At 53.8% G+C, this 23,734-nt stretch carries 22 protein-coding genes; 10 read left to right on the top strand and 12 right to left on the bottom strand.

Annotation, left to right across the window (positions count from 1 at the left end):
* Positions 1–54: 54 nt before the first annotated feature.
* Both OGV83_RS20570 and yjjY read right to left on the bottom strand, forming a co-directional pair.
* Positions 55–741 carry a tRNA/rRNA methyltransferase gene (locus OGV83_RS20570; protein ID WP_199976483.1) on the bottom strand — a complete coding sequence of 229 codons (687 nt, stop codon included), beginning with the start codon at positions 739–741 and terminating at the stop codon, positions 55–57.
* 398 nt (positions 742–1,139) lie between these two features.
* Positions 1,140–1,280, bottom strand: coding sequence for a YjjY family protein (gene yjjY, locus OGV83_RS20565; protein ID WP_001541509.1), 141 nt, complete (start codon positions 1,278–1,280; stop codon positions 1,140–1,142).
* A 95-nt stretch (positions 1,281–1,375) separates the two neighbouring features.
* Between yjjY and arcA the strand changes: the two genes are divergently transcribed.
* A complete protein-coding gene (gene arcA, locus OGV83_RS20560) occupies positions 1,376–2,092 on the top strand; it encodes a two-component system response regulator ArcA (protein WP_001194359.1) in 717 nt (238 codons plus the stop codon).
* 108 nt (positions 2,093–2,200) lie between these two features.
* Here arcA and creA read toward each other — a convergent pair whose 3' ends face one another.
* On the bottom strand, positions 2,201–2,671 hold the full coding sequence (creA, locus tag OGV83_RS20555) for a protein CreA (RefSeq protein WP_024130725.1): 471 nt from the start codon (positions 2,669–2,671) through the stop codon (positions 2,201–2,203).
* A 211-nt stretch (positions 2,672–2,882) separates the two neighbouring features.
* Between creA and robA the strand changes: the two genes are divergently transcribed.
* Positions 2,883–3,752 (top strand): MDR efflux pump AcrAB transcriptional activator RobA, encoded by an 870-nt coding sequence (robA, locus tag OGV83_RS20550; protein ID WP_012134174.1) that lies wholly within the window; start codon positions 2,883–2,885, stop codon positions 3,750–3,752.
* On the opposite strand, the gene gpmB is transcribed toward robA, so the two are convergent.
* Positions 3,749–4,396, bottom strand: coding sequence for a 2,3-diphosphoglycerate-dependent phosphoglycerate mutase GpmB (gene gpmB, locus OGV83_RS20545; protein ID WP_012134175.1), 648 nt, complete (start codon positions 4,394–4,396; stop codon positions 3,749–3,751). The two genes, robA and gpmB, sit on opposite strands and share 4 nt — an antisense overlap.
* A gap of 51 nt (positions 4,397–4,447) precedes the next feature.
* Here gpmB and yjjX point away from each other — a divergent pair, with 51 nt between their 5' ends.
* Positions 4,448–4,963 carry an inosine/xanthosine triphosphatase gene (gene yjjX, locus OGV83_RS20540; protein ID WP_114847979.1) on the top strand — a complete coding sequence of 172 codons (516 nt, stop codon included), beginning with the start codon at positions 4,448–4,450 and terminating at the stop codon, positions 4,961–4,963.
* 191 nt (positions 4,964–5,154) lie between these two features.
* Here the strand turns inward: yjjX and trpR are convergent, their stop codons facing one another.
* Positions 5,155–5,484, bottom strand: a complete 330-nt coding sequence (gene trpR, locus OGV83_RS20535; RefSeq protein ID WP_024130726.1) for a trp operon repressor — start codon at positions 5,482–5,484, stop codon at positions 5,155–5,157.
* Between the two features lie 90 nt (positions 5,485–5,574).
* On the bottom strand, positions 5,575–7,512 hold the full coding sequence (gene sltY, locus OGV83_RS20530; RefSeq protein WP_012134178.1) for a murein transglycosylase: 1,938 nt from the start codon (positions 7,510–7,512) through the stop codon (positions 5,575–5,577).
* A gap of 214 nt (positions 7,513–7,726) precedes the next feature.
* Between sltY and ettA the strand changes: the two genes are divergently transcribed.
* Entirely contained in the window at positions 7,727–9,394 is a 1,668-nt protein-coding gene (gene ettA / locus OGV83_RS20525; RefSeq protein ID WP_071257493.1) for an energy-dependent translational throttle protein EttA, read from the top strand.
* A gap of 71 nt (positions 9,395–9,465) precedes the next feature.
* On the opposite strand, the gene nadR is transcribed toward ettA, so the two are convergent.
* The 3 genes from nadR to serB form a co-directional block, all read right to left on the bottom strand.
* Positions 9,466–10,698, bottom strand: coding sequence for a multifunctional transcriptional regulator/nicotinamide-nucleotide adenylyltransferase/ribosylnicotinamide kinase NadR (nadR, locus tag OGV83_RS20520; RefSeq protein ID WP_012134180.1), 1,233 nt, complete (start codon positions 10,696–10,698; stop codon positions 9,466–9,468).
* 138 nt (positions 10,699–10,836) lie between these two features.
* Positions 10,837–12,219, bottom strand: a complete 1,383-nt coding sequence (gene radA / locus OGV83_RS20515) for a DNA repair protein RadA (protein ID WP_024130728.1) — start codon at positions 12,217–12,219, stop codon at positions 10,837–10,839.
* Positions 12,220–12,316: 97 nt separating this feature from the next.
* Complete coding sequence (gene serB / locus OGV83_RS20510) at positions 12,317–13,285, bottom strand: phosphoserine phosphatase (protein WP_024130729.1); 969 nt, start codon at positions 13,283–13,285, stop codon at positions 12,317–12,319.
* Positions 13,286–13,402: 117 nt separating this feature from the next.
* On the opposite strand from serB, the gene OGV83_RS20505 reads away from it, so the two are divergent.
* The 6 genes from OGV83_RS20505 (at position 13,403) to OGV83_RS20480 (ending at position 20,026) form a co-directional block, all read left to right on the top strand.
* Positions 13,403–14,050, top strand: coding sequence for a YtjB family periplasmic protein (locus tag OGV83_RS20505; RefSeq protein WP_012134185.1), 648 nt, complete (start codon positions 13,403–13,405; stop codon positions 14,048–14,050).
* Between the two features lie 54 nt (positions 14,051–14,104).
* Positions 14,105–15,121 (top strand): lipoate--protein ligase, encoded by a 1,017-nt coding sequence (gene lplA, locus OGV83_RS20500; RefSeq protein ID WP_012134186.1) that lies wholly within the window; start codon positions 14,105–14,107, stop codon positions 15,119–15,121.
* A gap of 398 nt (positions 15,122–15,519) precedes the next feature.
* Positions 15,520–16,218, top strand: coding sequence for a DUF1120 domain-containing protein (locus OGV83_RS20495; protein WP_012134187.1), 699 nt, complete (start codon positions 15,520–15,522; stop codon positions 16,216–16,218).
* Between the two features lie 82 nt (positions 16,219–16,300).
* Positions 16,301–17,011, top strand: coding sequence for a fimbria/pilus chaperone family protein (locus OGV83_RS20490; protein ID WP_047459060.1), 711 nt, complete (start codon positions 16,301–16,303; stop codon positions 17,009–17,011).
* A gap of 31 nt (positions 17,012–17,042) precedes the next feature.
* Positions 17,043–19,463, top strand: a complete 2,421-nt coding sequence (locus tag OGV83_RS20485) for a fimbrial biogenesis outer membrane usher protein (protein ID WP_115182020.1) — start codon at positions 17,043–17,045, stop codon at positions 19,461–19,463.
* Positions 19,460–20,026, top strand: a complete 567-nt coding sequence (locus OGV83_RS20480) for a DUF1120 domain-containing protein (RefSeq protein WP_112001216.1) — start codon at positions 19,460–19,462, stop codon at positions 20,024–20,026. The genes OGV83_RS20485 and OGV83_RS20480 overlap by 4 nt, the downstream gene beginning before the upstream one ends.
* 193 nt (positions 20,027–20,219) lie before the next feature.
* On the opposite strand, the gene deoD is transcribed toward OGV83_RS20480, so the two are convergent.
* The 3 genes from deoD to deoA form a co-directional block, all read right to left on the bottom strand.
* Positions 20,220–20,939, bottom strand: coding sequence for a purine-nucleoside phosphorylase (gene deoD, locus OGV83_RS20475; RefSeq protein WP_114847984.1), 720 nt, complete (start codon positions 20,937–20,939; stop codon positions 20,220–20,222).
* Positions 20,940–21,038: 99 nt separating this feature from the next.
* Complete coding sequence (gene deoB / locus OGV83_RS20470) at positions 21,039–22,262, bottom strand: phosphopentomutase (protein ID WP_200076040.1); 1,224 nt, start codon at positions 22,260–22,262, stop codon at positions 21,039–21,041.
* Between the two features lie 52 nt (positions 22,263–22,314).
* Positions 22,315–23,637, bottom strand: coding sequence for a thymidine phosphorylase (deoA, locus tag OGV83_RS20465; RefSeq protein ID WP_024130732.1), 1,323 nt, complete (start codon positions 23,635–23,637; stop codon positions 22,315–22,317).
* Between the last annotated feature and the right edge of the window lie 97 nt (positions 23,638–23,734).

Here is a 23,734-nt window from a genome sequence, read left to right as displayed (position 1 = left end):
AGCAACCTCTTGAAACCAGATTTAAAATCTCACATCAAGCAATTCAACAAGATTTTATTTTGTTATATTTTTCTCAATATCATGCAATAAACGGTGCAGCATGGCCGTGTCGCGCTGCCCTGACAGCCCCAGTCGTTGTTGCAGCCAGTCCGCCAGTTTGATGTCATCAGCAACATCCAGCGTCGCCAGTAACTGCGAAACGCGTGTGCGTAACGCCTGCAATTGCGGCGCGTCAGTCACCTCTGCTTGTTTCGCCGATTGTTGCATTAAACCTGCTAATTGATAGCAATACACCATTACTGCCTGCCCTAAATTGAGTGAAGGATAATCAGCAACCATTGGCACGCCGGTTAAAACGTCCGCCAGCGCCAGTTCTTCATTCGTCAGGCCCGAATCTTCCCGGCCAAAAACCAGCGCCGCATGGTTCATCCACTGCGATTTTTCCTGCAACAGCGGCAGCAGTTCTGCGGGCGTTGCGTAGTAGTGGAACTTCGCGCGACTGCGGGCCGTGGTGGCGACAGTGAAATCAACATCGTGCAGCGCTTCCGCCAGCGTTGGATAAACACTAATATTATCAATAACATCAGCGGAACCATGTGCGACCCAACGGGTCGCCGGCTCCAGGTGCGCCTGGCTGTCGACAATACGCATATCGCCAAAACCCATCGTCTTCATTGCCCGTGCCGCCGCGCCAATATTTTCCGCTCTGGCCGGCGCGACCAGAATAATTGTTACACGCATTTCGATTCTCTTTTTGACCAGCCGCTGGCAATAATGTGACCAATGTCAACATATTACGCAGCACGAATTTACAATTTTTTAACGAAAATCGTTGAAAAACCATTTCACATTCAGTAAAAGGCACTAAACTATTTCTTATCTTTACTATTGCGTTTTATGTTAAGAAATACTACATATCCTTCTGTTTATTTAGGATAATTTAATTTAGAATGAATCACACCTATTGGATTCATTACATTTATTAGTTGGCATGCGCAACTAGTTGGATTATTGCAAATTTGTGATGAACGCTAGCATTTGGATACGATGATTTCATCAAACTGTTAACGTGCTACAATTGAACTTGATATATGTCAACGAAGCGTAGTTTTATTGGGTGTCCGGTACGTCTTAGCCTGTTATGTTGCTGTTAAAATGGTTAGGATGACAGCCGTTTTTGACACTGTCGGGTCCAAAGGGAAAGTACCCACGACCAAGCTAATGATGTTGTTGACGTTGATGGAAAGTGCATCAAGAACGCAATTACGTACTTTAGTCATGTTACGCCGATCATGTTAATTTGCGACATGCATCAGGCAGGTCAGGGACTTTTGTACTTCCTGTTTCGATTTAGTTGGCAATTTAGGTAGCAAACATGCAGACCCCGCACATTCTTATCGTTGAAGACGAGTTGGTAACACGCAACACGTTGAAAAGTATTTTCGAAGCGGAAGGCTATGATGTATTCGAAGCGACAGATGGCGCGGAAATGCATCAGATCCTCTCTGAATATGACATCAACCTGGTGATCATGGATATCAACCTGCCAGGGAAAAACGGTCTTCTGTTAGCGCGTGAACTGCGCGAACAGGCTAACGTTGCGTTGATGTTCCTGACTGGCCGCGATAACGAAGTCGATAAAATCCTCGGCCTCGAAATCGGCGCAGACGATTACATCACCAAGCCGTTTAACCCACGCGAACTGACTATCCGTGCGCGCAACCTGCTGTCCCGTACTATGAATCTGGGTACGGTCAGCGAAGAGCGCCGTAGCGTCGAAAGCTACAAGTTCAACGGTTGGGAACTCGATATCAACAGCCGTTCTTTGATCGGCCCAGATGGTGAGCAGTACAAACTGCCACGCAGCGAATTCCGCGCCATGCTTCACTTCTGCGAGAACCCGGGCAAGATCCAGTCTCGTGCAGAACTGCTGAAGAAAATGACCGGTCGCGAGCTGAAGCCGCATGACCGTACTGTTGACGTGACTATCCGTCGTATTCGTAAACATTTCGAATCCACGCCGGATACCCCGGAAATCATCGCGACCATTCACGGTGAAGGTTACCGTTTCTGCGGTGATCTACAGGACTAATCGGTTACCACCGGCAGCAAAAACGGCGCAAAACGCGCCGTTTTTTATTGTCTGTCAATGGTTTATCCGACCTGAACGGGAATCACTTCCAGAGACGCGTCAGGAACGTTACCGCCACGGCATAACGGGCACCGCGCTTATGGCATTTTTTGGCGACCCTTCAACGACCTTGTCAGAATAGGCCAGATACGCCAGCGTATTGCGTTTGGCATCATAAAAACGCACGACCTGTAATTTTTTAAACACCAGCGACGTGCGCTTCTGAAAAACGACATCCCCTTGCGCTTTCCCGTTCTTAATTTTATCGCTCAGCTCAATCGGCCCTACCTGCTGACAGGAGATCGCCGCGTCGGAGGTATCTTCGGCCAGTCCCAGACCGCCTTTAATCCCCCCCGTTTTCGCCCGACTTACATAGCACGTCACATTTTTGACGTCGGGATCGTCAAACGCTTCGACGACGATTTTATGGTCAGGCCCAAACATTTTAAATACGGTATCGACGGAACCCACCTGTTCTGCATGCGCAAACTGCCCCAGCATCAACAGAATTGAGGAAAGTATTAAGCTCTTGTATTTCATATTGTTACCATTCATAAAAGTTACACTGCGCAATTATTCGACACGTCTGGATAAACTGTTTACAGATCACAGGATTAGAATAATCATGCTTTAGTGTGCCCCAAAAAAGCACAGATGAGCAAAAAAAACACCGAATGCTAAAACAGCAAAAAATGCTATTATCCACTTACCTGATGTCAGGTGCTCGTTGTGGAAAGGATGAGGATATTTTATGGATCAGGCTGGCATTATTCGCGACCTCTTAACCTGGCTGGAAGGCCATCTGGATCAGCCTCTGTCGCTTGACAATGTGGCGGCAAAAGCAGGTTATTCCAAGTGGCACCTGCAAAGAATGTTTAAGGACGTGACGGGCCATGCTATTGGCGCTTACATCCGCGCTCGCCGCTTATCTAAATCCGCCGTGGCCCTGCGCCTGACGGCGCGTCCGATTCTGGATATCGCGTTGCAGTACCGCTTCGATTCTCAGCAAACCTTTACCCGCGCGTTTAAAAAGCAGTTCTCTCAGACGCCGGCGTTATATCGCCGTTCTCCAGAATGGAGCGCCTTTGGCATTCGTCCGCCGATGCGTCTGGGTGAGTTCGCCATGCCTGAGCATCAGTTTGTCACCCTGGAAGATACGCAACTGCTCGGCACCACCCAGAGCTATTCCTGTTCGCTGGAGCAAATCTCCGATTTTCGACACGAAATGCGCGTACAGTTCTGGCAAGACTTTCTCAGCCAGGCGCCAACGATTCCTCCGCTGCTCTACGGCCTTAACGAAACGCGCCCCAGCCTGGAGAAAGATGACGAACAGGAGGTGTTCTACACCACCGCGCTACCGCAAGAACATGCCAACGGGTATGTGCCGTCAGCGCAGCCTGTTACCCTACAGGGCGGCGAATATGTGATGTTCACCTACGAAGGTTTAGGAACCGGGGTACAGGAGTTTATCCTGACGGTATACGGCACCTGTATGCCGATGCTGAACCTGACCCGCCGTAAAGGGCAGGATATAGAGCGATACTACCCGGCAGAAGATGCCAAAACAGGCGGTCGCCCTATTAACCTGCGTTGCGAATTCCTGATCCCCGTTCGCCGTTAACGCTGTAGCTCATCTAACGCAGGGGCATCGAGATGCGAGACGTCCCCTGCCGTTTCAACGACCCAACCAGGCGCCAGCCACAAACTTTCCTGATAATCGACGCGGGAAATAGAGCAATTACGCAGACGTAACCGACGCTCCGCCCAGGCCGGTAATCCCAGAATGGTGCTGACCAGGCAACCCAGCGCGATACCGTGACTGACCAGCAGCGGGCGGCTGCCCTGCGGCAGTTCCAGACAGGACGCGAGAGCGGCATTGACGCGATCGCTCAGTTCCTGCATGGATTCGCCATCAGGAATGCGCCCGTCAACCGTGCCGTTCACTAACTGGCGACGCCAGTTCTCTTCTTCTTCGGTGAGGGTGTCGATGTGTCGTTTTTCCAGCACGCCCATGTCCAGCTCACGCAGACGGGCGTCGAAAGTGATATCGCAACCGCATGCCTGGGCGATGATTTCAGCCGTGCGGCGGGTGCGACCGAGATCGCTACTGACGATATGGGTGATGCCGAGCGTTCTGGCGCGTTCTCCCACTTGCATAGCTTGTTGCTCACCTTTAGCGGTCAGCGGACTGTCAGACTGGCCTTGAATACGTCGCTCGGCGTTCCACTGCGTTTCACCGTGGCGAACAAGGTATACCTGTAACATGCTTTTTATCCGTTATACTGCGATGACATTCATTTCTGAGTAATTCTGATTATGCACCATGTTGTCTCAGCAACCACCAATCCCGCTAAAATTCAGGCAATTCTGCAAGCATTTAACGAGATTTTCGGTGAAGGATCCTGCCATATTGAGTCCGTCTCCGTCGAGAGCGGCGTGCCGGAACAACCTTTTGGAAGTCAGGAAACGCGCGCTGGCGCACGGAATCGGGTAGAAAATGCGCGCTGTCTGCGTCCTCAGGCCGATTTTTGGGTGGCTATCGAAGCGGGGATTGATGATAACAGTACGTTCAGTTGGGTGGTGATAGAGAATGCCGCCCAGCGAGGCGAGGCGCGATCGGCAACGCTGCCGCTTCCTGCGGTTATCCTTGAAAAAGTTCGTCAGGGCGAAGCGCTCGGCCCGGTGATGTCGCAGTATACCGGTATTGATGAGATTGGCCGTAAAGAGGGGGCTATCGGGGTGTTTACCGCCGGAAAACTGACCCGCTCCAGCGTTTATCACCAGGCGGTGATTCTGGCGCTCAGTCCGTTTCATAATGCGGTGTATCGGTAGGGCTCGCGATCCACGCCGGATGGCGGCTTCGCCTTATCCGGCCTACGTTCATCATTCCTGTAGGCCTGATAAGCGTAGCGCCATCAGGCGTGAACGTCCGTCATTCCTGTAGGTCTGATAAGCGTAGCGCCATCAGGCATGAGCGTTCACCATTCCTGTAGGCCTGATAAGCGTAGCGCCATCAGGCGAAATTACCTTTCGCTCTTGAGCAACACCTGCTCCAGCCACTGGCGTAACTCTACCGGTGCGGATTTCAGGCTGTTGGAACCGCGCGTAATGGTGGCGATGCCCGCCCCCAGCTCATTTTTAAGCTCGCGCTGGCTCATTTCACCGCGTAACAACTCTTCAATGATACGCACGCGCGTTCCCAGCGCCTCACGCTCATCCGGCGTCAGCATCAAATTGAGTAAGGGAAGGTGCAGGTCTTCCGCACAAGCGTGCTTGAGCAGCTCAACAAAGCGTAACCACTCCTGGTGACGCTGTTCTGCCATCGCTGCTGAATAGGGTGATTGCTGAGTCATAGAATGTCGCCATCGTTGCAAGGGGAAACGTATCTGCCTCCCCCGATTGTACTCTTTAACGAGTACGATAGCATAACATAACCGATGCGATCAGTAACGGCGCTGCCATTCTGCGTCATTCATCAACGTTGGTTTATCGCCCATGAAGTAGCGATAGTAGGCATCATAAGCCAGCACGTTCTTCACGTAGCCCCGCGTTTCTGAGAACGGAATACTTTCAACAAACGCGACGGCGTCGATGCGCCCTGCGCTGTTGCCAAGCCAGGTACGAACGCGCCCCGGCCCGGCATTGTAAGCCGCTGAAGAGAAAATACGGTTATTACCAAACTGTTGATAAACGTATTGCAGGTAACTGGTGCCAATGTTGATGTTCGTCTCCGGGTCAAGCAGCTGGCTGGGGCTGCTGTAGCCCGGTATCGAGAACATTTTCACCGTATGCGTCGCCGTGCCCGGCATAACTTGCATCAGACCGCTGGCCCCTACCGGGGATTTCACTTTCGGATTCCAGGCGCTCTCCTGACGCGCAATCGCCATAGCGTAACTTTGCGAGATCGCTTTGCCGCCAGTGTAACGGGCGAAAAGATCCTTGTACGCCAGCGGGAAACGCTCTTCCAGATGATCCCACAGTTTCCCTGCGATCGTCGCCTGCACGCTCAGATCCCACCAGTGGTTATTGAAGGCATAACGCGCCAGCTGTGCCTGCTCCGACTTCGTCCTGCTGGAGACCAGATTCGCCCACTCGCTGCGCGCCGTATTATCCAGGTTCCAGTACATCAGTTCGCGTACTCGCGCCATTTCCGCGCCCTGCGTAAGCGAAGCGTCCACTGTCGTCGGCGCTTTGTCGATCTTCAGCACATACGCTTCACCCAGCTTTTGCGCGGCGACCATCGGGTAGAAACCACGCTGTTGCATCAGCGCATGGAGAATCTCTTTTGCCTCTGCCTCACGCCCGCGCTCAAGCAACAAATCCGCCTGCCAGTAGCGCCATTCATCCTTCTCCTTCGCTTCCATCGGCAGTCGGGCAAGCCAGGTATTCAGCCCACGCCGATCGCCGGTGCCCAGCGCCATCCGCACGCGGCGTTCCACCAGCGTGGTGGATTGCGAGCGCATAATCGCATCATCGCGCCACTTCGCCTGCGCATCGGTCACATCGTTCCCCATCAGCCGCCAGGCGACGATATCGCGCAGTTCCTGAGTTTGCTCCTCATTAAGCTGCTGGGCCTGCACCAGTGACGGGATCATCAAACGCGCATTCTCTGCGTCCTGACGCGCGACGCTGGCAAAGGCCACTGCCGCCATCTGACGGGTAAAATCGGTCGCGCCGGTCGTACGCGCAAAAGTCATCACGCTATTGGGATCGTTCGCCAGCGCGATGATCGCCGAAGCAATGGTCTGGTACTGCGCAGGCATCTGCCCGGCCAGCACCGTTACCAGCCCCGTGTTGCCTGCTTTCATCGCCAGGCGGATGCGTTCCAGCCAGGCCAGCGGGTCCTGGGTGCCGGAAGCGCGCCAGACGCTGAACAGTTTGTCACAGGCGTTCGGCTGGCTTTTCCCGGTCAGCCAAAGCGCTTTCGCCCCCTGCCAGGCCTCTTCCGTCTGCCCGGTATTCCATTTCGCGTAGTAGTAATTACATTGCGCTTCGGTGGTGCCCGGCTTCTCGGGGCTGAACGCTAGCAGTCCACGCCAGTCTTCGCGACGCGCCAGCTCATTAACGAAACGCGATTGCAGCGTACGCGCAGGAGGAAGCGTAGGGTTGGCGCGCACAAACTGGGTGACGGTGACCGCAGGCTGGTTCATCAGATCGTCGGTGATCTGGCGATACTCAAGATAGGGATACAGCGGGTAATTCTTCAGGCCAGGCATCATCTGCTCAACGACATCCATCTGTCGGTTATCCCAGGCCTGTTTGATTTGCGCATAGCGATTGCGCTGCTCATCCAGAGAATCCGCTCGCGCCGCCTGACTTACCGTCAGCAGGCATACGCTGGCGGCGATAAGACGCCAGGTAAATGGTTTGGCTTTGTCCACAAGCTCTTCCTCTTGTCGTAATACATCAATGCAGCATCATGCCGCGTAATGAATTTATGCTAACCAGACATTGCTAAATGCGCCATGTTACGGACACTTTTTTACTTTTATTGCGAGTGAGAGTTGCTGGCTGGGATTAGCCCGGGAAAAAGGCTACACTTCGCCTTTGAAAATTATTCTTCATCACGATAAACCTATAGAGGCGAAGTCCAACGTGGCTCAATTCGTTTATACCATGCATCGTGTCGGCAAAGTGGTTCCGCCGAAACGTCATATTTTGAAAAACATCTCGCTGAGCTTCTTCCCTGGGGCGAAAATCGGCGTACTGGGTCTGAACGGCGCCGGTAAGTCTACCCTGCTGCGCATTATGGCTGGCATCGATACAGATATTGAGGGCGAAGCTCGCCCACAGCCAGGCATCAAAATTGGCTACCTGCCGCAGGAACCTCAGCTCACCCCTGAACACACCGTTCGCGAATCGATCGAAGAGGCGGTGGCCGAAGTGGTCGGCGCCCTGAAACGTCTGGATGAAGTGTACGCGCTGTACGCCGATCCAGATGCGGACTTTGACAAGCTGGCCGCCGAACAGGGCAAGCTGGAAGAGATCATCCAGGCGCATGACGGCCACAACCTGAACGTACAGCTGGAGCGCGCCGCTGACGCCCTGCGTCTGCCGGACTGGGATGCCAAAATCGCGAATCTTTCCGGTGGTGAGCGCCGCCGCGTCGCGCTGTGCCGTCTGCTGCTGGAAAAACCGGACATGCTGCTGCTCGACGAACCGACCAACCACCTGGATGCGGAATCCGTCGCGTGGCTGGAACGCTTCCTGCACGACTTCGAAGGCACCGTTGTGGCGATTACCCACGACCGTTACTTCCTCGACAACGTGGCGGGCTGGATCCTCGAACTTGACCGTGGCGAAGGGATTCCGTGGGAAGGCAACTACTCCTCCTGGCTGGAACAGAAAGATCAGCGTCTGGCGCAGGAAGCCTCTCAGGAAGCGGCCCGCCGTAAATCCATTGAGAAAGAGCTGGAGTGGGTGCGTCAGGGTGCTAAAGGCCGTCAGTCTAAAGGCAAAGCCCGTCTGGCGCGCTTTGAAGAGCTGAACAGCACCGAATACCAGAAACGTAACGAAACCAACGAACTGTTTATTCCACCTGGACCACGTCTGGGCGACAAGGTCGTTGAAGTCAGCAACCTGCGTAAATCCTACGGCGATCGCCTGCTGATCGACGATCTCAGCTTCTCAGTACCGAAAGGCGCGATTGTCGGCATCATCGGTCCGAACGGCGCGGGTAAATCCACCCTGTTCCGCATGATGTCCGGTCAGGAACAGCCGGATAGCGGCACCATCACGCTGGGGGAAACCGTAAAACTGGCTTCCGTTGACCAGTTCCGTGACGCGATGGATAACAGCAAAACCGTGTGGGAAGAAGTTTCCGGCGGGCTGGATATCATGAAGATCGGCAACACCGAAATGCCAAGCCGCGCCTATGTGGGCCGCTTTAACTTCAAAGGCGTCGATCAGGGTAAACGCGTGGGCGAGCTGTCCGGCGGTGAGCGCGGTCGTCTGCATCTGGCGAAGCTGTTGCAGGTTGGCGGCAATATGCTGCTGCTCGATGAACCGACCAACGACCTGGATATCGAAACCCTGCGCGCGCTGGAAAACGCCCTGCTGGAGTTCCCGGGCTGTGCAATGGTTATCTCGCACGACCGTTGGTTCCTCGACCGTATCGCCACGCACATTCTGGATTACCAGGATGAAGGCAAAGTGGAGTTCTTCGAGGGTAACTTTACCGAGTACGAAGAGTACAAGAAACGCACGCTGGGCGCCGACGCGCTGGAGCCGAAGCGTATCAAGTACAAACGTATCGCCAAGTAATGTATCAGATGCCGGATGGCGCTACGCTTATCCGGCCTACACCTTGTAGGCCGCCATCCGGCGCTTCAGGCTTAACCCTGCTCGCCCATCATCTCTTTCACTAACTCCACGCAGCGCAAAAATCGACCATCGTAATCGGCCTCTTCTACGTGGACGAAATTGATGTTGTTCTCCCGCAGCATATCCACCAGCAGATTCTGGAACTCTTTACGATCCACCGAACTGCCCAGACTCCGTAACCCATCCGCGACCCAGGGCGTATTGTTCTCCAGCAGGATCACCAGATCAAAGCGGTATTCATCGATCAACGCCTGTACAAACGGATGCTCGCGCCCTTCGTATTTTTTACAAAAGGCCTGCGTGGTAACGAAATCGGTATCGATAAAGGCCACTTTATTGGCGTATTTCACCGCAAAATCAATATATTGTGCATGGCCCAGCGCGATCTTATCGTAATCAGAATACTGTAACGCCATCTCGTCACCGCCCAGATGCGAGAAGACATAGTCGCGCCCGTACTCCCACGCGCTGGTGGTATTAAAAATATTGGCGAGCTTGTTCACCAGCGTGGATTTCCCGCTCGACTCCCCGCCTAATATCGCCACGGTGCGCACGAAAAAGGGCTTCACTTCCGTCGGAATGTATTCCCAGTAGCGGAACGGGTTTTCACGGATCTGCGCCCCGCTGATACTCATAAAGGTTCGTTTCGGATCGACCAGCACCGTTTCAATAGCCAGGTGTTCGAGATACTGCGGCGCATCGGCTTCCTCGGACGTGTAGATCCAGTTGGGCTGAATCCCCTTCTCTTCCATAAAGGCTTTGATGCCGTTGCTCCACACATCCCAGCCATGCGGGTACGGCTCCATCCCTTCCTCATTGAAGGCATGAATACGAATATTCTTCTGATATTTAAAGGTCTGTAGTAGCCAACGCAGACGATCCGACACGGTAGGCTGTTGCGACATGGCGCTGTCTTCAAACAGTTCGCGGTCGCGGGTATCGTCATAACCCATAATGATATGCAGTTCATCCACCTGGCTACAGGCGCGCTGAATCAAATAGATATGCCCGGTATGCAGGGGGTAGAACTTGCCAAACACCACGCCGATGTTTTTCCGCTGCCGGGGAAACTCCAGCCCCAAAAAACGATGCAGCGCCTCCAGCTTTTGCGCGCTGGGGCTTTTAATCTTCGCGTTCAGAAGTTGGCTCAAATACCCTTTGGTCATGCCGCTGGCATCCGCCACCTGTTGCAGGGTACACCCCTTTTGCTTGATCGCGGTTTTGAGATAGTCGAACGATGACACAAGAGCCTCCTGCTAAAAAACGCGTAACAATGCCTGATGGCGCTTCGCTTATCAGGCCTACAACATCAATCCGTAGGCCGGATAAGACGCACTGCGTCGCTATCCGGCAAATTATACAACATCAGTGCATACAGATGATTATAAGTCGTCAAACACACTTAACGCATCCGCAAGCTTTTTAACGCCAAAAACCTGCATCCCTTCCGGCGGCTTTTTCGGCACGTTGGCAGCCGGTACGATAGCGCGGCGGAAACCGTGTTTAGCCGCTTCAGAAATACGTTCCTGACCGCTGGGCACCGGGCGAATTTCCCCTGCCAACCCCACTTCGCCAAACACCACCAGATCCTGCGGCAGCGGCCTGTCGCGCAGGCTGGAGACCATCGCCAGCAATAGCGCGAGATCCGCGCTGGTCTCCGTGACCTTCACGCCGCCCACGACATTGACGAATACATCCTGATCGGCCATCTGCAATCCGCCATGACGGTGCAGCACCGCCAGCAGGATCGCCAGACGGTTTTGTTCCAGACCGACCGCCACGCGACGCGGATTCGCCATCATCGAGTGATCGACCAGCGCCTGAATCTCTACCAGCAGCGGGCGCGTCCCTTCCCACACCACCATGACCGAACTGCCGGAAGTCACCTCATCGCCACGGCTTAAGAAAATTGCGGACGGGTTGCTGACTTCACGCAGCCCCTGCTCCGTCATCGCAAAAACACCCAGCTCGTTTACCGCGCCAAAACGGTTTTTATGGCTACGCAGCGTGCGAAAACGGGAGTCAGCGTCGCCATCCAATAGCACCGAGCAGTCAATGCAGTGCTCCAGCACCTTCGGGCCAGCCAGCGAGCCGTCTTTGGTTACATGACCAACCATCACAATAGCCACGCCGCGCGTTTTGGCAAAGCGCGTCAGATAAGCGGCCGTCTCACGCACCTGGGCCACGCTGCCTGGCGAGGACTGGATATCCGCCATATGCATCACCTGGATGGAGTCGATCACCATCAGCTTCGGTTGTTCTTCTTCCGCAATCAGGCAGATCTGTTCAATACTGGTTTCTGACAGCATATTCATGTTAGCCGTCGGCAATCCCAGCCGATGCGCGCGCATCGCTACCTGTTGCAGGGATTCTTCGCCCGTGACATACAGGGTTTTCATCTGCTCGGCCAGTTTGCAAAGCGTTTGCAGCAGCAGCGTGGATTTCCCCGCACCGGGGTTGCCGCCAATCAGGATGGCGCTACCGGGCACGACACCGCCGCCCAGCACACGGTCGAACTCTTTAAACCCGGTGGAAAAACGCGGCAGCTCCTCAAGGCTGATGTCAGACAATTTCTGCACCTTTGCCACGCCTGCGTTACCGGCATAGCCGCTGAGTCGCTCATTACGCGCCACCGTTGGCGACGCGGCAAGACGCACCTCGGTGATGGTGTTCCAGGCATGACAGGCGCTGCATTGCCCCTGCCAACGCGGATAATCGGCCCCGCATTCATTACAAACAAAGGCGCGTTTTGGAGCTTTTGCCACGGTTTACCTCTTTATTTCATGCAGTTGCCGGATGGCGCTGGCGCTTATCCGGCCTACAGTCACTTTCCCGTAGGCCCTGCGCCATCCGGCAATTCAATCATTTTTGATTCATACTGCCGGAGAGAATGCAGAACACCCCCATCAGGTCAGCGTGACGAATCGTGATTTCCGTCTTTTCATTCACTTTCGGTTTGGCGTGGTACGCAATCCCCAGCCCAGCCGCTTTAATCATCGGCAGATCGTTAGCGCCATCGCCAATCGCCACCGTCTGCGCCACGGGAATTTCATACTCCTGCGCCAGTCGGGTCAGCGTGTTAGCTTTGTACTGGGCATCGACGATATCGCCAATGACATTGCCGGTAAATTTCCCGTCGATGATCTCCAGCTCGTTCGCCACCACCGCGGTTAAACGCAGCTTTTCACGCAGGTATTCCGCAAAAAAGGTAAACCCGCCGGAGGCAATCGCCACTTTCCAGCCGAGCGTTTCCAGCTTCAGCACCAGTTGCGTCAGACCCGGCATCAACGGCAAATTCTCGCGCACCTGGCGCAGAATATCGGCATCCGCGCCTTTCAGCGTCGCCACACGGCTGCGTAAGCTGGCGGTAAAATCCAGTTCGCCGCGCATCGCGCGTTCCGTGACTTCCGCAACCATTTCGCCCGTCCCGGCCAGCTTCGCGATTTCATCGATGCATTCGATCTGAATCGCCGTCGAATCCATATCCATAACCAGCAGACCTGGCGTACGCAGATGCGGAATTTTGCCCAGCGGCGCGACGTCCAGCCCGGCGCCGTGCGCCAGTTTCGTCGCGCGCGGCGTTAAGGAACCCGCCAGACGAATCACCTGATAATCTTCGACGCACCAGGCCGCCACGATCACCATCGCCGCGCCCAGCTTGCTCTGGTACTGCGTTAAGCGCTGCTTATCCAACCCGCGACCGTACAGCAGCCAGCCGCTACGGCCTGCGTGGTAATCCAGTGGCATCACCTCGTCACCACTTAATGAAAGGGGTAAACCAGGCCACAAAGAAACATCTTCAGGCAGATCGCACCAGGTAATGTTAGGCATTAAAGCTCCTGTAAAATCGTTCGGGTCGGGAATCATCCTGGGGAAAATAACGCATGAGGCTACCCTGTAACCATCGCTTCTGGCAACATTAAGCCTCAAATTTTCAGCAGGTGGAATATGGCTCGCGCAAAACTGAAATTCCGGCTTCATCGTGCAGTGATTGTATTGTTCTGTCTCGCACTGCTCGTCGGGCTGATGCAGGGGGCGTCCTGGTTCAGTCAAAACCATCAACGGCAGCGCAATCCGCAGCTCGAAGAACTGGCCCGCACGCTGGCGCGCCAGGTGACCTTAAATATCGCGCCGCTGATGCGCACCGAAACGCCGGATGAGAAGCGGATCGCCGTCGTACTCCGCCAGCTAACGGAAGAGAGCCGCATTCTGGATGCCGGTGTCTACGACGAGCAAGGCGATCTCATTACGCGCGCAGGCGAAAGCGTCAATGTGCGCGACAGGCTGGCGCTGGACGGTAAAAAAGCGGGCGGCTATTTTAATCAGCAGATTGTCGAACCTATTCAGGGTAAAAATGGCCCGCTGGGCTATCTGCGCCTGACGCTGGATACGCATACGCTGGCGACCGAAGCGAAACAGGTCGATAACACCACCAACATTTTACGCCTGATGCTGCTCCTGTCACTGGCAATTGGCGTGGTGCTCACGCGCACCTTGCTACAGGGCAAACGCACGCGCTGGCAGCAATCGCCTTTCCTGCTCACCGCCAGCAAATCCGTACCGGAAGAGGAAGAGAGCGAGAAGAAAGAACCATAGGATAGCCGCCGCTTTGTCGTTAATATAGTTGAGACCACGAAAAGGAATGCTGCCATGACGACATTACGTCTGCTTATCTCTGACTCTTACGATCCCTGGTTCAACCTGGCGGTTGAAGAGTGTATTTTTCGCCAGATGCCCGCGACACAGCGCGTTTTGTTCCTGTGGCGCAACGCTGATACGGTCGTCATCGGGCGGGCGCAAAACCCGTGGAAAGAGTGCAACACCCGGCGCATGGAAGAAGACAATGTCCGGCTGGCGCGTCGCAGCAGCGGCGGCGGCGCGGTGTTCCACGATCTCGGCAATACCTGTTTTACATTTATGGCCGGGAAGCCGGAGTACGACAAAACGATCTCCACCGCGATAGTGCTCAATGCGCTGAACGCGCTGGGCGTTACCGCAGAGGCTTCCGGTCGTAATGATCTGGTGGTGAAAACGCCGGAAGGCGACCGCAAGGTTTCCGGCTCCGCCTATCGGGAAACCAAAGATCGCGGCTTCCACCACGGCACATTGCTGTTGAATGCCGATCTCAGCCGTCTGGCGAACTACCTCAATCCTGATAAGAAAAAATTACAGGCCAAAGGGATCGCCTCCGTACGCGGGCGCGTCGCCAATCTGGTCGAACTGCTGCCTGGTATTACCCATGAACACATCTGCGACGCCATTACCGAGGCGTTCTTCAGCCACTACGGCGAACGCGTGGAAGCCGAAATAATCTCTCCAGATAAAACACCGGATCTGCCCAATTTTGCCGAAACGTTCGCTCGCCAGAGCAGTTGGGAATGGAACTTCGGCCAGGCGCCAGCCTTTACGCATCTTCTGGACGAACGCTTTATCTGGGGCGGCGTTGAACTGCACTTCGACGTTGAAAAAGGGCACATCACGCGCACTCAGGTTTTTACCGACAGCCTTAACCCTGCGCCGCTGGAAGCGCTGGCAGGCCGTTTACAGGGGTGTCTGTACCGTGCGGATATGCTGCAACAGGAGTGTGATGCGCTGTTAGTCGATTTTCCAGAGCAGGAAAAAGAGCTACGGGAATTGTCGGCGTGGATTGCGCGGGCGGTGCGTTAACCCTCTCCAGGACGTGCCCGTTTACCCTTAACAAGGGCGGCACGTTACTTTCTCAATAACCATCAGCAATGCATTAAAAGCCTGCCGATTAACGCTCAGGCTGGCATATTATTTATCAATAATATTCACCACATGAATATATAAACATACAATCTCGCCATATTCCAACCGCATACAAAATAGCAGCAACTCTAAAACAAAAAATAACAAAGATCACCAGAAATCAGTTTTAAATAAAACTAAAACCACTGTCTGCTGTGTCCAGATAATATATTACTTCTGAAATATAACTCTATCCCAACCATATTCCATAGCTATCTGGTTGATATAAAACGTATTCAGAAGGCAAGTAACATGCCTTTTCGTACCATCACACAATTCAAGTTAAGGATCAACAAATGAAAAAAGCACTTCTTGCCACCGCAATCGCGGCACTGACCATGTCTAACGCATGGGCGGCCGACGGCGCCACCACTGAACTGCGCGTAACGGGGAAACTGCTGGTCGGTGGCTGTACCGCGACAGTCAACGGCGGCAACGCACTTGACTTCGGCTCGCATCTGATCAGCGACCTTAGTTCAACGGCCGTCAACGATATCGCCACGAAAGACACCGATCTGGTCATCGAGTGCCCCAGCGCCACGAAAGTAGGCTGGACGCTGACCGATAACAAAGCGGATAGCAACGCAGAGATCTGGATAACCGGCATCATTAAAGGTAAAGGAGTCTCATTCGGCGTAGGTAAAACAGCAGGCAATGTCAACATTGGCGCCTATGCCGTATCCATCGATTCTGTCAAGGCTGCAAGCGCGAAAGCCGTCAATGGCGAAGACACTTTTGACGCTGACTATATTGTAAGCGCCGCCGCAAGTACGGGTTTGTGGGCTAAGGCGACAACGGAAACTTCTTTTCGGAACCAGGAAGGGACGCAGGATATCATCACCGTCGGCGCCAAAGGCACGCTGGAACCAGCAGCCTATAACAATGCAACTTATCCGCTTAAGGTTTCTCTGGCTGTAGATAATACCACCAAACTGGCCATTAGCGATGATACCGATATTTCAGGTTCCGCCACCATTACCCTGAGATATATCTAATCACATCGTTATTAATCATATCTGTACAACAACTCCCTACATGGATGGGTGGGGAGTTTTTCCAATAGAAGGAATTACAATAATGTCTGACAAATCTTGTACCGTTAAAGCGTATATATTTGCCGCCACGCTTCTCTGTTTACCTTTATCTCAGGCTTATGCGGCAGGAATGGTTCCCGCCTCCACACTACTGGTTATTGAAGAAAGCCATAATGGCGGAACGATAAATGTCAAAAACAGCGATACGGTTCCGATGTTGCTGTACACCACAATAGAAGATGTAAAAGATGACAGTGGCATCACCGTCAACGTCACCCAGCCCGTCGTACGCGTGGAACCCGGTCAGGAACAGCAGGTCCGCTTTATTATGGAAAGCAGCGCCCCGCTAACCAAAGAGCACTATAAACGCGTCACCTTTGAAGGCATCCCGCCATCAGGCGTGTCTAAAGGCGCAATGAAAGTTAACTTCAATCTGCGTCAGGATCTGCCGGTATTAATTCGCCCCAAAAATTTACCGGTCGTCACCGATGCGTGGAAGCTGCTGAAATGGTCCGGCTCCGGGCAGCATATTAAAGTCAGCAACCCTTCCGCCTATGTGGTGCGCCTGGCGCAACAGGTGATTTTTTTACCTTCGCAAACGGCCGGGGAAATCGCAAAAACCTATATTTTACCCGGAGAAGTTCTGGATGTAACCGTCAAGAAATCCATCATTTCCGATCAATCTGTACGCTTCTTCCCGGCCAGCCGCTACGGCATCGACATACCCAATTTCACTGCGCCGTTAACACCATAATCAATAAAAAACGGGGACAAAGTAAGTGTATATGAAAGGAATCAACCTGCTGTCTCGCCATATTCAGATCGCGTTATATTCATGTACGTTATTAACCTCAACGGCGTTAGCCCGTGAGGTAACGTTCAGTACCGATATACTCAATACGCGCGGCATCAGTAAAAATATCGCAAATTACTTCGCAGAAGAGCCGCGTTTTTTGCCCGGTGTACATAGCGTTCTAATCAACGTAAACGGGTCAGAAAAAGGTTCGCTGGGCGCCAAATTTGACGAACAAGGGCAACTCTGCGTAGATGACGATTTTCTGACAGCGATCGGGCTACGTCCTCTGGGGATTTCCCTGCAAGAACACTGTCATGACCTGCAAAAAGATTATCCCTCCGCCGTCATAAAGTCCCTTCCCGGTAAGGAGATGCTGGAGTTAACTGTCCCGCCCGACGCACTGGAAAATAGCGCGTCCCGGGAGAAAAACTATAGCCACGGCGGCAGCGCCGGGCTGCTCAACTACAGCCTGTTTTCCACGCGAAATGAATACAACGGCGGCGACAGCCATAACTACACGCAGGGCGATCTCGAAGCGGGCGCCAATCTGGCCAACTGGGCATTGCGCAGCCGCTATTTTCTGCTGGACTCTGACGGCGATCGCAGCGCTAAAAATTTATTCACTTATGGCGAACACGTTTTTGAAGCGCAACAGATGCGTGTCCAGGTTGGGCAGATCAGCTCCAGATCGGCGCTGTTTTCTGGAACATCCCTCAGCGGCATTCAGTTACTCCCCGAGTCCAGCATGACCTCTGATAATTCAGGCGTCACCGTGACGGGGATTGCCCGCACGAACCAGGCGCGAGTAGAAGTCCGCCAGGCGGGGCAGCTTGTTTATTCCACGCTGGTAAACGCGGGGGCATTCAGGCTGGACAATGTCCCCATCCTGTTAAATAACGCCGATCTTCAGGTCAGCATCGTCGAAACCGACAACGTCACAACCAGTTTCATCGTACCTGCCTCCTCAATCAACCTGAACGGCCTTCCGCGACCACAAGGGCTTATGATGTCAGTAGGCCAGGTGCGCAACGTCGACAGCGATTACAGCGACCCCTGGGTATATAACATTTCAGACGGCTGGCGCCTTACCCCACAAACAAGTTTGCTGGCGGCGGGGGTTCTTGCCGAGGATTATCAGGCAAGCGGTGCAATGCTGGAGTGGAGTTCAAACGAGAAATGGCAAGTATTTGCCAGTCTGCTGGGCAGCCGCGAATCCTTCGGCGATACGCGCAGCGGTATAAAGGCGGAAATTCAAAACCAGCTGACACTTCCCGGCCATGTCTCTGTTGGGGTCAGCACCGCACGTTATTCTGACGACTATCGTGAGTTGTCCGAGGCGATGGACGACGACAGCGCAAGCTATCAAAGCAGCTATAGCGCCAATGTAAACTGGAGCGGCAGAACAGCAGGAACCTTCTCGTTAGCCTATAGCTATAATCAGGCCACGGATGATTATGAAGACTCCAGTTACGTGAGTCTTTCATGGGGAAAAACATTTAAATACGCGTCAATAAACGTGAACTGGCAGCACTCTGTTAGCAACGATAACGATAATGACGACATCAACGATGACAACTATGACGATGATGTGTTTTACATCAACCTCAACATTCCTTTCCAGTCACAGTCGATTAACGCATATATGCGTAATCAGGGCGACCGAACGACATATGGCTTACGCAGCAGTGGCCCTCTCAGCGACAATACCAGCTATTCCGTTTCGGCGGATCGCGATATCGGAAACGATCTCAACACTCTCAACGGCAACATCAACAGCAACCTGCACTACACGCAGATGAGCGTTGGCGCAACAACCAACAATGACGATCAGCGTACCTACAGCGCAATGCTGTCGGGCGGCATTGCCCTGCATCGCCAGGGGGTAACCTTCTCCCCCTATACCATTAAAGATACCTTTGGCATTGCCCACCTGAGCGAACCGGAAAGCGGCATCGAAATCGCAACGCCACAAGGCCCGGTCTGGACAGATTTCTGGGGGCAGGCCGTGGTGCCAGGACTGACGGAGTGGCGTAAGTCACGTATTGAGGTGAATGCAAATACGCTGCCCAAAAATATGGATCTGGCTAACGGAACAAAGCTACTGGTGCCCGCTCATGCCACCGTCAGCGACCTGGATTTTAACGTGCTAAACACCCGTCGCGTCATGCTGAAGATAAAACAGCAGGATGGCTCCTGGCTTCCTAAAGGCACGTCTGTTGTTGATGAAAAAGGAAACTACCTGGTCAGCGCAGTGGACAGCGGCCGCGTCTTTATTAGCAATATTGACGAAACGCCAACGCTCTATAGCGTTGATGACAATATGAACCGTATCTGCAAAATCACTTACACATTAAGCAATGTGCAGAATAAAGAGGCGTTTTACGAAACGGCGGAGGGTATTTGCCAATGAAGTCATACGGAAAGTGGATCATTGCAGTATGTACGTTAGCAGCGCTGGGGTCACGCATAGCATGGGCAGACGAGAACTGCCAGGTATCGCTCTCTCGCGCTACCGTAGCCTTTCCCCCGATGCAGCGAAATGACAACGTCGGCTCACAGCAAAACTGGTTTAAAATGCCCTCGCGCGATATCAATGTCAGCATCTATTGCCCGCAACCACAGGTGATGGCGCTATTTGTACATGGCGCCGCAGGCCCACAAGGGCGATTTCTTTTCGGTAACGGCGGAGGGCTGGCGTTGAAAGCCAGCCAAATGATACTGGATGGTCGCAGCTATATGATCGGGAAAACAACCGATCGCAATGAGTTCATTCCCGCAGACGGCCATGCCGATACACAGCTGCTGCACAATAATGAAGCCATTATCGCTATCGAGAACAATGAAGCCGCGCGCGGGCAGCAGTTGAACTTTACGTTAACGCTAACGCCAGTGCTGAACGAAAAGCAGTTCCGTAACGTCAGCGACAATACTGAGATGGAGAGTAATTTAAGCTGGGAGTTGCTAACGCATTAATCGCCAAAGGGCGGTAAATAAACAGGCAGGAAAAAGGGGCAAACTGCCCCTTCAGAGTGCTGACAAAGGATTGTGCAGCATTTATGTCGGGTGGCGGCCAGGCCTTACCCGACCTACAAATCACGTAAAATATTTTGTAGGCCTGATAAGCGAAGCGCCATCAGGCGTAAGGGGCAAACTGCCCCTTCTTTTTTTACTCTTTATCGCCCAGCAGAACAGATTCCAGCGCGATTTTGATCATGTCGTTGAAGGTCGTCTGACGTTCAGCAGCAGTGGTCTGCTCGTGAGTACGGATATGGTCAGACACGGTGCAGATGGTCAGCGCTTTCGCACCAAACTCAGCCGCTACGCCGTAGATACCCGCCGCTTCCATTTCCACGCCCAGGATGCCGTATTTTTCCATCACGTCGAACATTTCGCCGTCAGGAGAATAGAACAGATCGGCGGAGAACAGGTTGCCCACGCGCGCGTCAACACCCAGCGCTTTCGCCGCATCTACCGCGTTGCGCACCATGTCAAAGTCAGCGATCGCTGCAAAATCATGATCCTTGAAGCGGATACGGTTAACTTTGGAATCGGTGCAGGCACCCATACCAATCACCACATCGCGCAGTTTCACGTCGTTGCGTACCGCACCACAGGAACCGACACGAATGATTTTCTTCACACCGAAATCGGTGATCAGCTCTTTGGTATAGATGGAGCAGGACGGGATACCCATACCGTGACCCATGACGGAGATCTTACGGCCTTTGTACGTCCCGGTGAAACCTAACATGCCGCGAACGTTGTTCACTTCACGCACGTCTTCAAGGAAAGTTTCAGCAATGTGCTTCGCACGCAACGGGTCGCCCGGCATCAAAACGACGTCAGCGAAATCACCCATTTCTGCGTTAATATGTGGAGTTGCCATCTTTTATCCTTATCTCGTTGTTATTGCCTGATGGCGGCTACGCCTTATCAGGCCTACAAAACCGTAGGCCCGGTAAGCCTGCGCCACCGGGCAATTGCATCACAGCATGTTTTTGCCGTAGTCCATCGACGACGTACCGAAGTACGTTGCCAGCGTCTGACCGATATCCGCGAAGGTTTCACGGTGACCGAGCGAGCCCGCTTTCACTTTCGGGCCATAAATCAGCACCGGAATGTGCTCGCGAGTATGGTCCGTACCGGTCCAGGTCGGGTCGCAACCGTGGTCGGCGGTCAGGATCAGAATGTCATCTTCACCGACCAGTTCCATCAGTTCCGGCAGACGACGGTCAAACAGCTCCAGACCCGCAGCATAGCCTGCTACGTCGCGGCGATGCCCCCAGGAGGAGTCGAAATCAACAAAGTTGGTAAAGACGATCGTCTCGTCGCCCGCTTCTTTCATCTCTTTAAGGGTGGCATCGAACAGCGCGTCCAGGCCGGTGGCTTTCACTTTTTTGGTGATGCCGCAGTTGGCGTAGATATCCGCAATCTTACCAACGGAAACCACGTGCCCTTTTTTCTCGTCGACCAGTTTCTGCAAGATGGTCGGCGCTGGCGGTTCAACGGCCAGATCGTGACGGTTGCCGGTACGCTGGAAGTTACCGGCCTTATCGCCGATAAACGGACGCGCGATAACGCGGCCAATGTTGTAGCCGCCTTCGGTCAGCTCTTCACGGGCGATTTCGCACAGCTCGTACAGTTTATCCAGCCCAAAGGTCTCTTCATGGCAGGCGATCTGGAATACGGAGTCAGCGGAGGTATAGAAAATCGGTTTACCGGTTTTCATATGCTCTTCGCCCAACTGATCCAGAATGACCGTACCGGAAGAGTGACAGTTACCGAGATAACCCGGCAGGTTGGCGCGTTTTACCAGCTTATCCAGCAGTTCCTGCGGGAAGCTGTTTTCGTGGTCGCTGAAGTAGCCCCAGTCAAACAGAACCGGAACACCCGCAATTTCCCAGTGACCAGACGGGGTATCTTTACCGGAAGAGAGCTCGTGCGCCCACGCGTACGCGCCAATCACTTCCGCATTGCCGTCCATACCCGCAGCAATTTTACCGGTAGAACCTTCATGCGCTTTCACCAGACCCAGGCGGGTCAGGTTAGGCAAATTCAGTGGGCCTTTACGGCCATTGTCGGCCTCGCCCCTGGCGCAGGCTTCTGCAATATGGCCCAGGGTATCTGAACCTACGTCGCCAAAGCGATCCGCATCTTCAGTTGCACCAATACCAAAGGAGTCCAGCACCATAATAAATGCACGTTTCATCTTGTTCTCCATACATCTTGCGCTGCAAAAAAGCGATCAGATCAGTATACAGCTATTCGGTAATACGACGATAGACTGTCGGTGTAATTTCAGGCGCTTTGTCGTCAAGGCTGATTGCCGCTTTGACGGCTTTCGCCGCTTCCTGCCAGCTGGCTTCATCTTTGGCGTGGATAACAGCCAACGGACGCTGCCCGTCAACGCTGTCGCCCAGACGCGCCATGTCGGTAAAGCCGACGCTGTAATCAATGGTGTCCGACGCCTGGCGACGACCGCCGCCCATTGAGACCACCGCCATGCCCAACGCGCGAGTGTCCATCGCGGATACAAAACCTTCAGTATCGGCATAGACGGCTTTGCTGAGCATCGCCGTCGGCAGGTATTTCGCGTAGTTTTCAACGAAATCGCTCGGCCCTTTCTGTGCCGCTACCATGCGACCAAAGATTTCCGCCGCTTTGCCGTTATCCAGCACCGCCTGTAGTTTCACTCGCGCATCAGCGTCATCTTTCGCCAGCTTGCCGGAGATCAGCATCTCCACGCACAGCGCCATCGTGACGTCGAACAGACGCGGGTTGCGGTATTCACCTGTCAGGAACTGCACCGCTTCGCGCACTTCGACGGCGTTACCGGCGCTGGAGGCCAGCACCTGATTCATGTCGGTGAGCAGCGCAGTTGTGCGCACGCCTGCACCGTTGGAAACGCCAACGATGGCTTCAGCCAGCGCGGCAGAGAGTTCGTAGGTCGGCATAAAGGCGCCGCTGCCCACTTTCACGTCCATCACCAGTGCATCCAGCCCTTCCGCCAGTTTTTTCGCGAGGATTGAAGCGGTGATCAGCGGGATGGAGTCCACCGTCGCGGTAATGTCGCGGGTGGCGTAAAAACGTTTATCCGCCGGTGCGAGCGAACTGGTCTGCCCAATAATCGCCACACCCACGTCTTTAATGATTTCGCGGAAACGGTTGTCGTCAGGGAAAATATCAAATCCCGGGATCGCTTCCAGTTTGTCGAGCGTACCGCCGGTATGACCGAGGCCGCGCCCGGAGATCATCGGAATGTAGCCGCCGCAGGCCGCCACCATAGGGCCAAGCATCAGCGAAGTCACATCACCCACGCCGCCGGTGGAGTGTTTGTCGACAATGGGGCCGTTAAGGTTGAGACTCTTCCAGTCCAGAACGGTTCCTGAATCTCGCATCGCCATGGTCAGCGACACACGCTCAGGCATCGACATATCGTGGAAGAAAATGGTCATCGCCAGAGCGGCAATCTGCCCTTCAGAGATGGTGTTATCACGAATACCATTGATAAAGAAGCGGATCTCTTCGTCGCTTAACGGATGACCATCACGTTTTTTACGAATAATTTCTTGTGCGAGAAACACGGTAACCCCCAGGGGAAAAGAGTAGAAGGCCATTGTAGGCCGGGTAAGCAACGCGCCACCCGGCAGTCGTATTGATGCCGGATGGCGGCTGCGCCTT

The organism is Citrobacter sp. CK189 (genome assembly GCF_030333505.1).
Classification (GTDB): domain Bacteria; phylum Pseudomonadota; class Gammaproteobacteria; order Enterobacterales; family Enterobacteriaceae; genus Citrobacter_B; species Citrobacter_B koseri.
This window is presented reverse-complemented; position numbering and strand designations above follow the sequence as displayed.

What these genes read in the sequence shown, in the direction of transcription:
- OGV83_RS20490 (WP_047459060.1), top strand. Translation starts at nt 16,301, where the DNA reads ATGTCTGACAAATCTTGTACCGTTAAAGCGTATATATTTGCCGCCACG.
- OGV83_RS20485 (WP_115182020.1), top strand. Translation starts at nt 17,043, where the DNA reads ATGAAAGGAATCAACCTGCTGTCTCGCCATATTCAGATCGCGTTATAT.
- deoD (WP_114847984.1), bottom strand. Translation starts at nt 20,939, where the DNA reads ATGGCAACTCCACATATTAACGCAGAAATGGGTGATTTCGCTGACGTC.
- OGV83_RS20505 (WP_012134185.1), top strand. Translation starts at nt 13,403, where the DNA reads ATGGCTCGCGCAAAACTGAAATTCCGGCTTCATCGTGCAGTGATTGTA.
- trpR (WP_024130726.1), bottom strand. Translation starts at nt 5,484, where the DNA reads ATGACTCAGCAATCACCCTATTCAGCAGCGATGGCAGAACAGCGTCAC.
- creA (WP_024130725.1), bottom strand. Translation starts at nt 2,671, where the DNA reads ATGAAATACAAGAGCTTAATACTTTCCTCAATTCTGTTGATGCTGGGG.
- yjjY (WP_001541509.1), bottom strand. Translation starts at nt 1,280, where the DNA reads ATGACTAAAGTACGTAATTGCGTTCTTGATGCACTTTCCATCAACGTC.
- lplA (WP_012134186.1), top strand. Translation starts at nt 14,105, where the DNA reads ATGACGACATTACGTCTGCTTATCTCTGACTCTTACGATCCCTGGTTC.
- gpmB (WP_012134175.1), bottom strand. Translation starts at nt 4,396, where the DNA reads ATGTTACAGGTATACCTTGTTCGCCACGGTGAAACGCAGTGGAACGCC.
- serB (WP_024130729.1), bottom strand. Translation starts at nt 13,285, where the DNA reads ATGCCTAACATTACCTGGTGCGATCTGCCTGAAGATGTTTCTTTGTGG.
- OGV83_RS20480 (WP_112001216.1), top strand. Translation starts at nt 19,460, where the DNA reads ATGAAGTCATACGGAAAGTGGATCATTGCAGTATGTACGTTAGCAGCG.
- OGV83_RS20495 (WP_012134187.1), top strand. Translation starts at nt 15,520, where the DNA reads ATGAAAAAAGCACTTCTTGCCACCGCAATCGCGGCACTGACCATGTCT.
- arcA (WP_001194359.1), top strand. Translation starts at nt 1,376, where the DNA reads ATGCAGACCCCGCACATTCTTATCGTTGAAGACGAGTTGGTAACACGC.
- yjjX (WP_114847979.1), top strand. Translation starts at nt 4,448, where the DNA reads ATGCACCATGTTGTCTCAGCAACCACCAATCCCGCTAAAATTCAGGCA.
- deoB (WP_200076040.1), bottom strand. Translation starts at nt 22,262, where the DNA reads ATGAAACGTGCATTTATTATGGTGCTGGACTCCTTTGGTATTGGTGCA.
- OGV83_RS20570 (WP_199976483.1), bottom strand. Translation starts at nt 741, where the DNA reads ATGCGTGTAACAATTATTCTGGTCGCGCCGGCCAGAGCGGAAAATATT.
- robA (WP_012134174.1), top strand. Translation starts at nt 2,883, where the DNA reads ATGGATCAGGCTGGCATTATTCGCGACCTCTTAACCTGGCTGGAAGGC.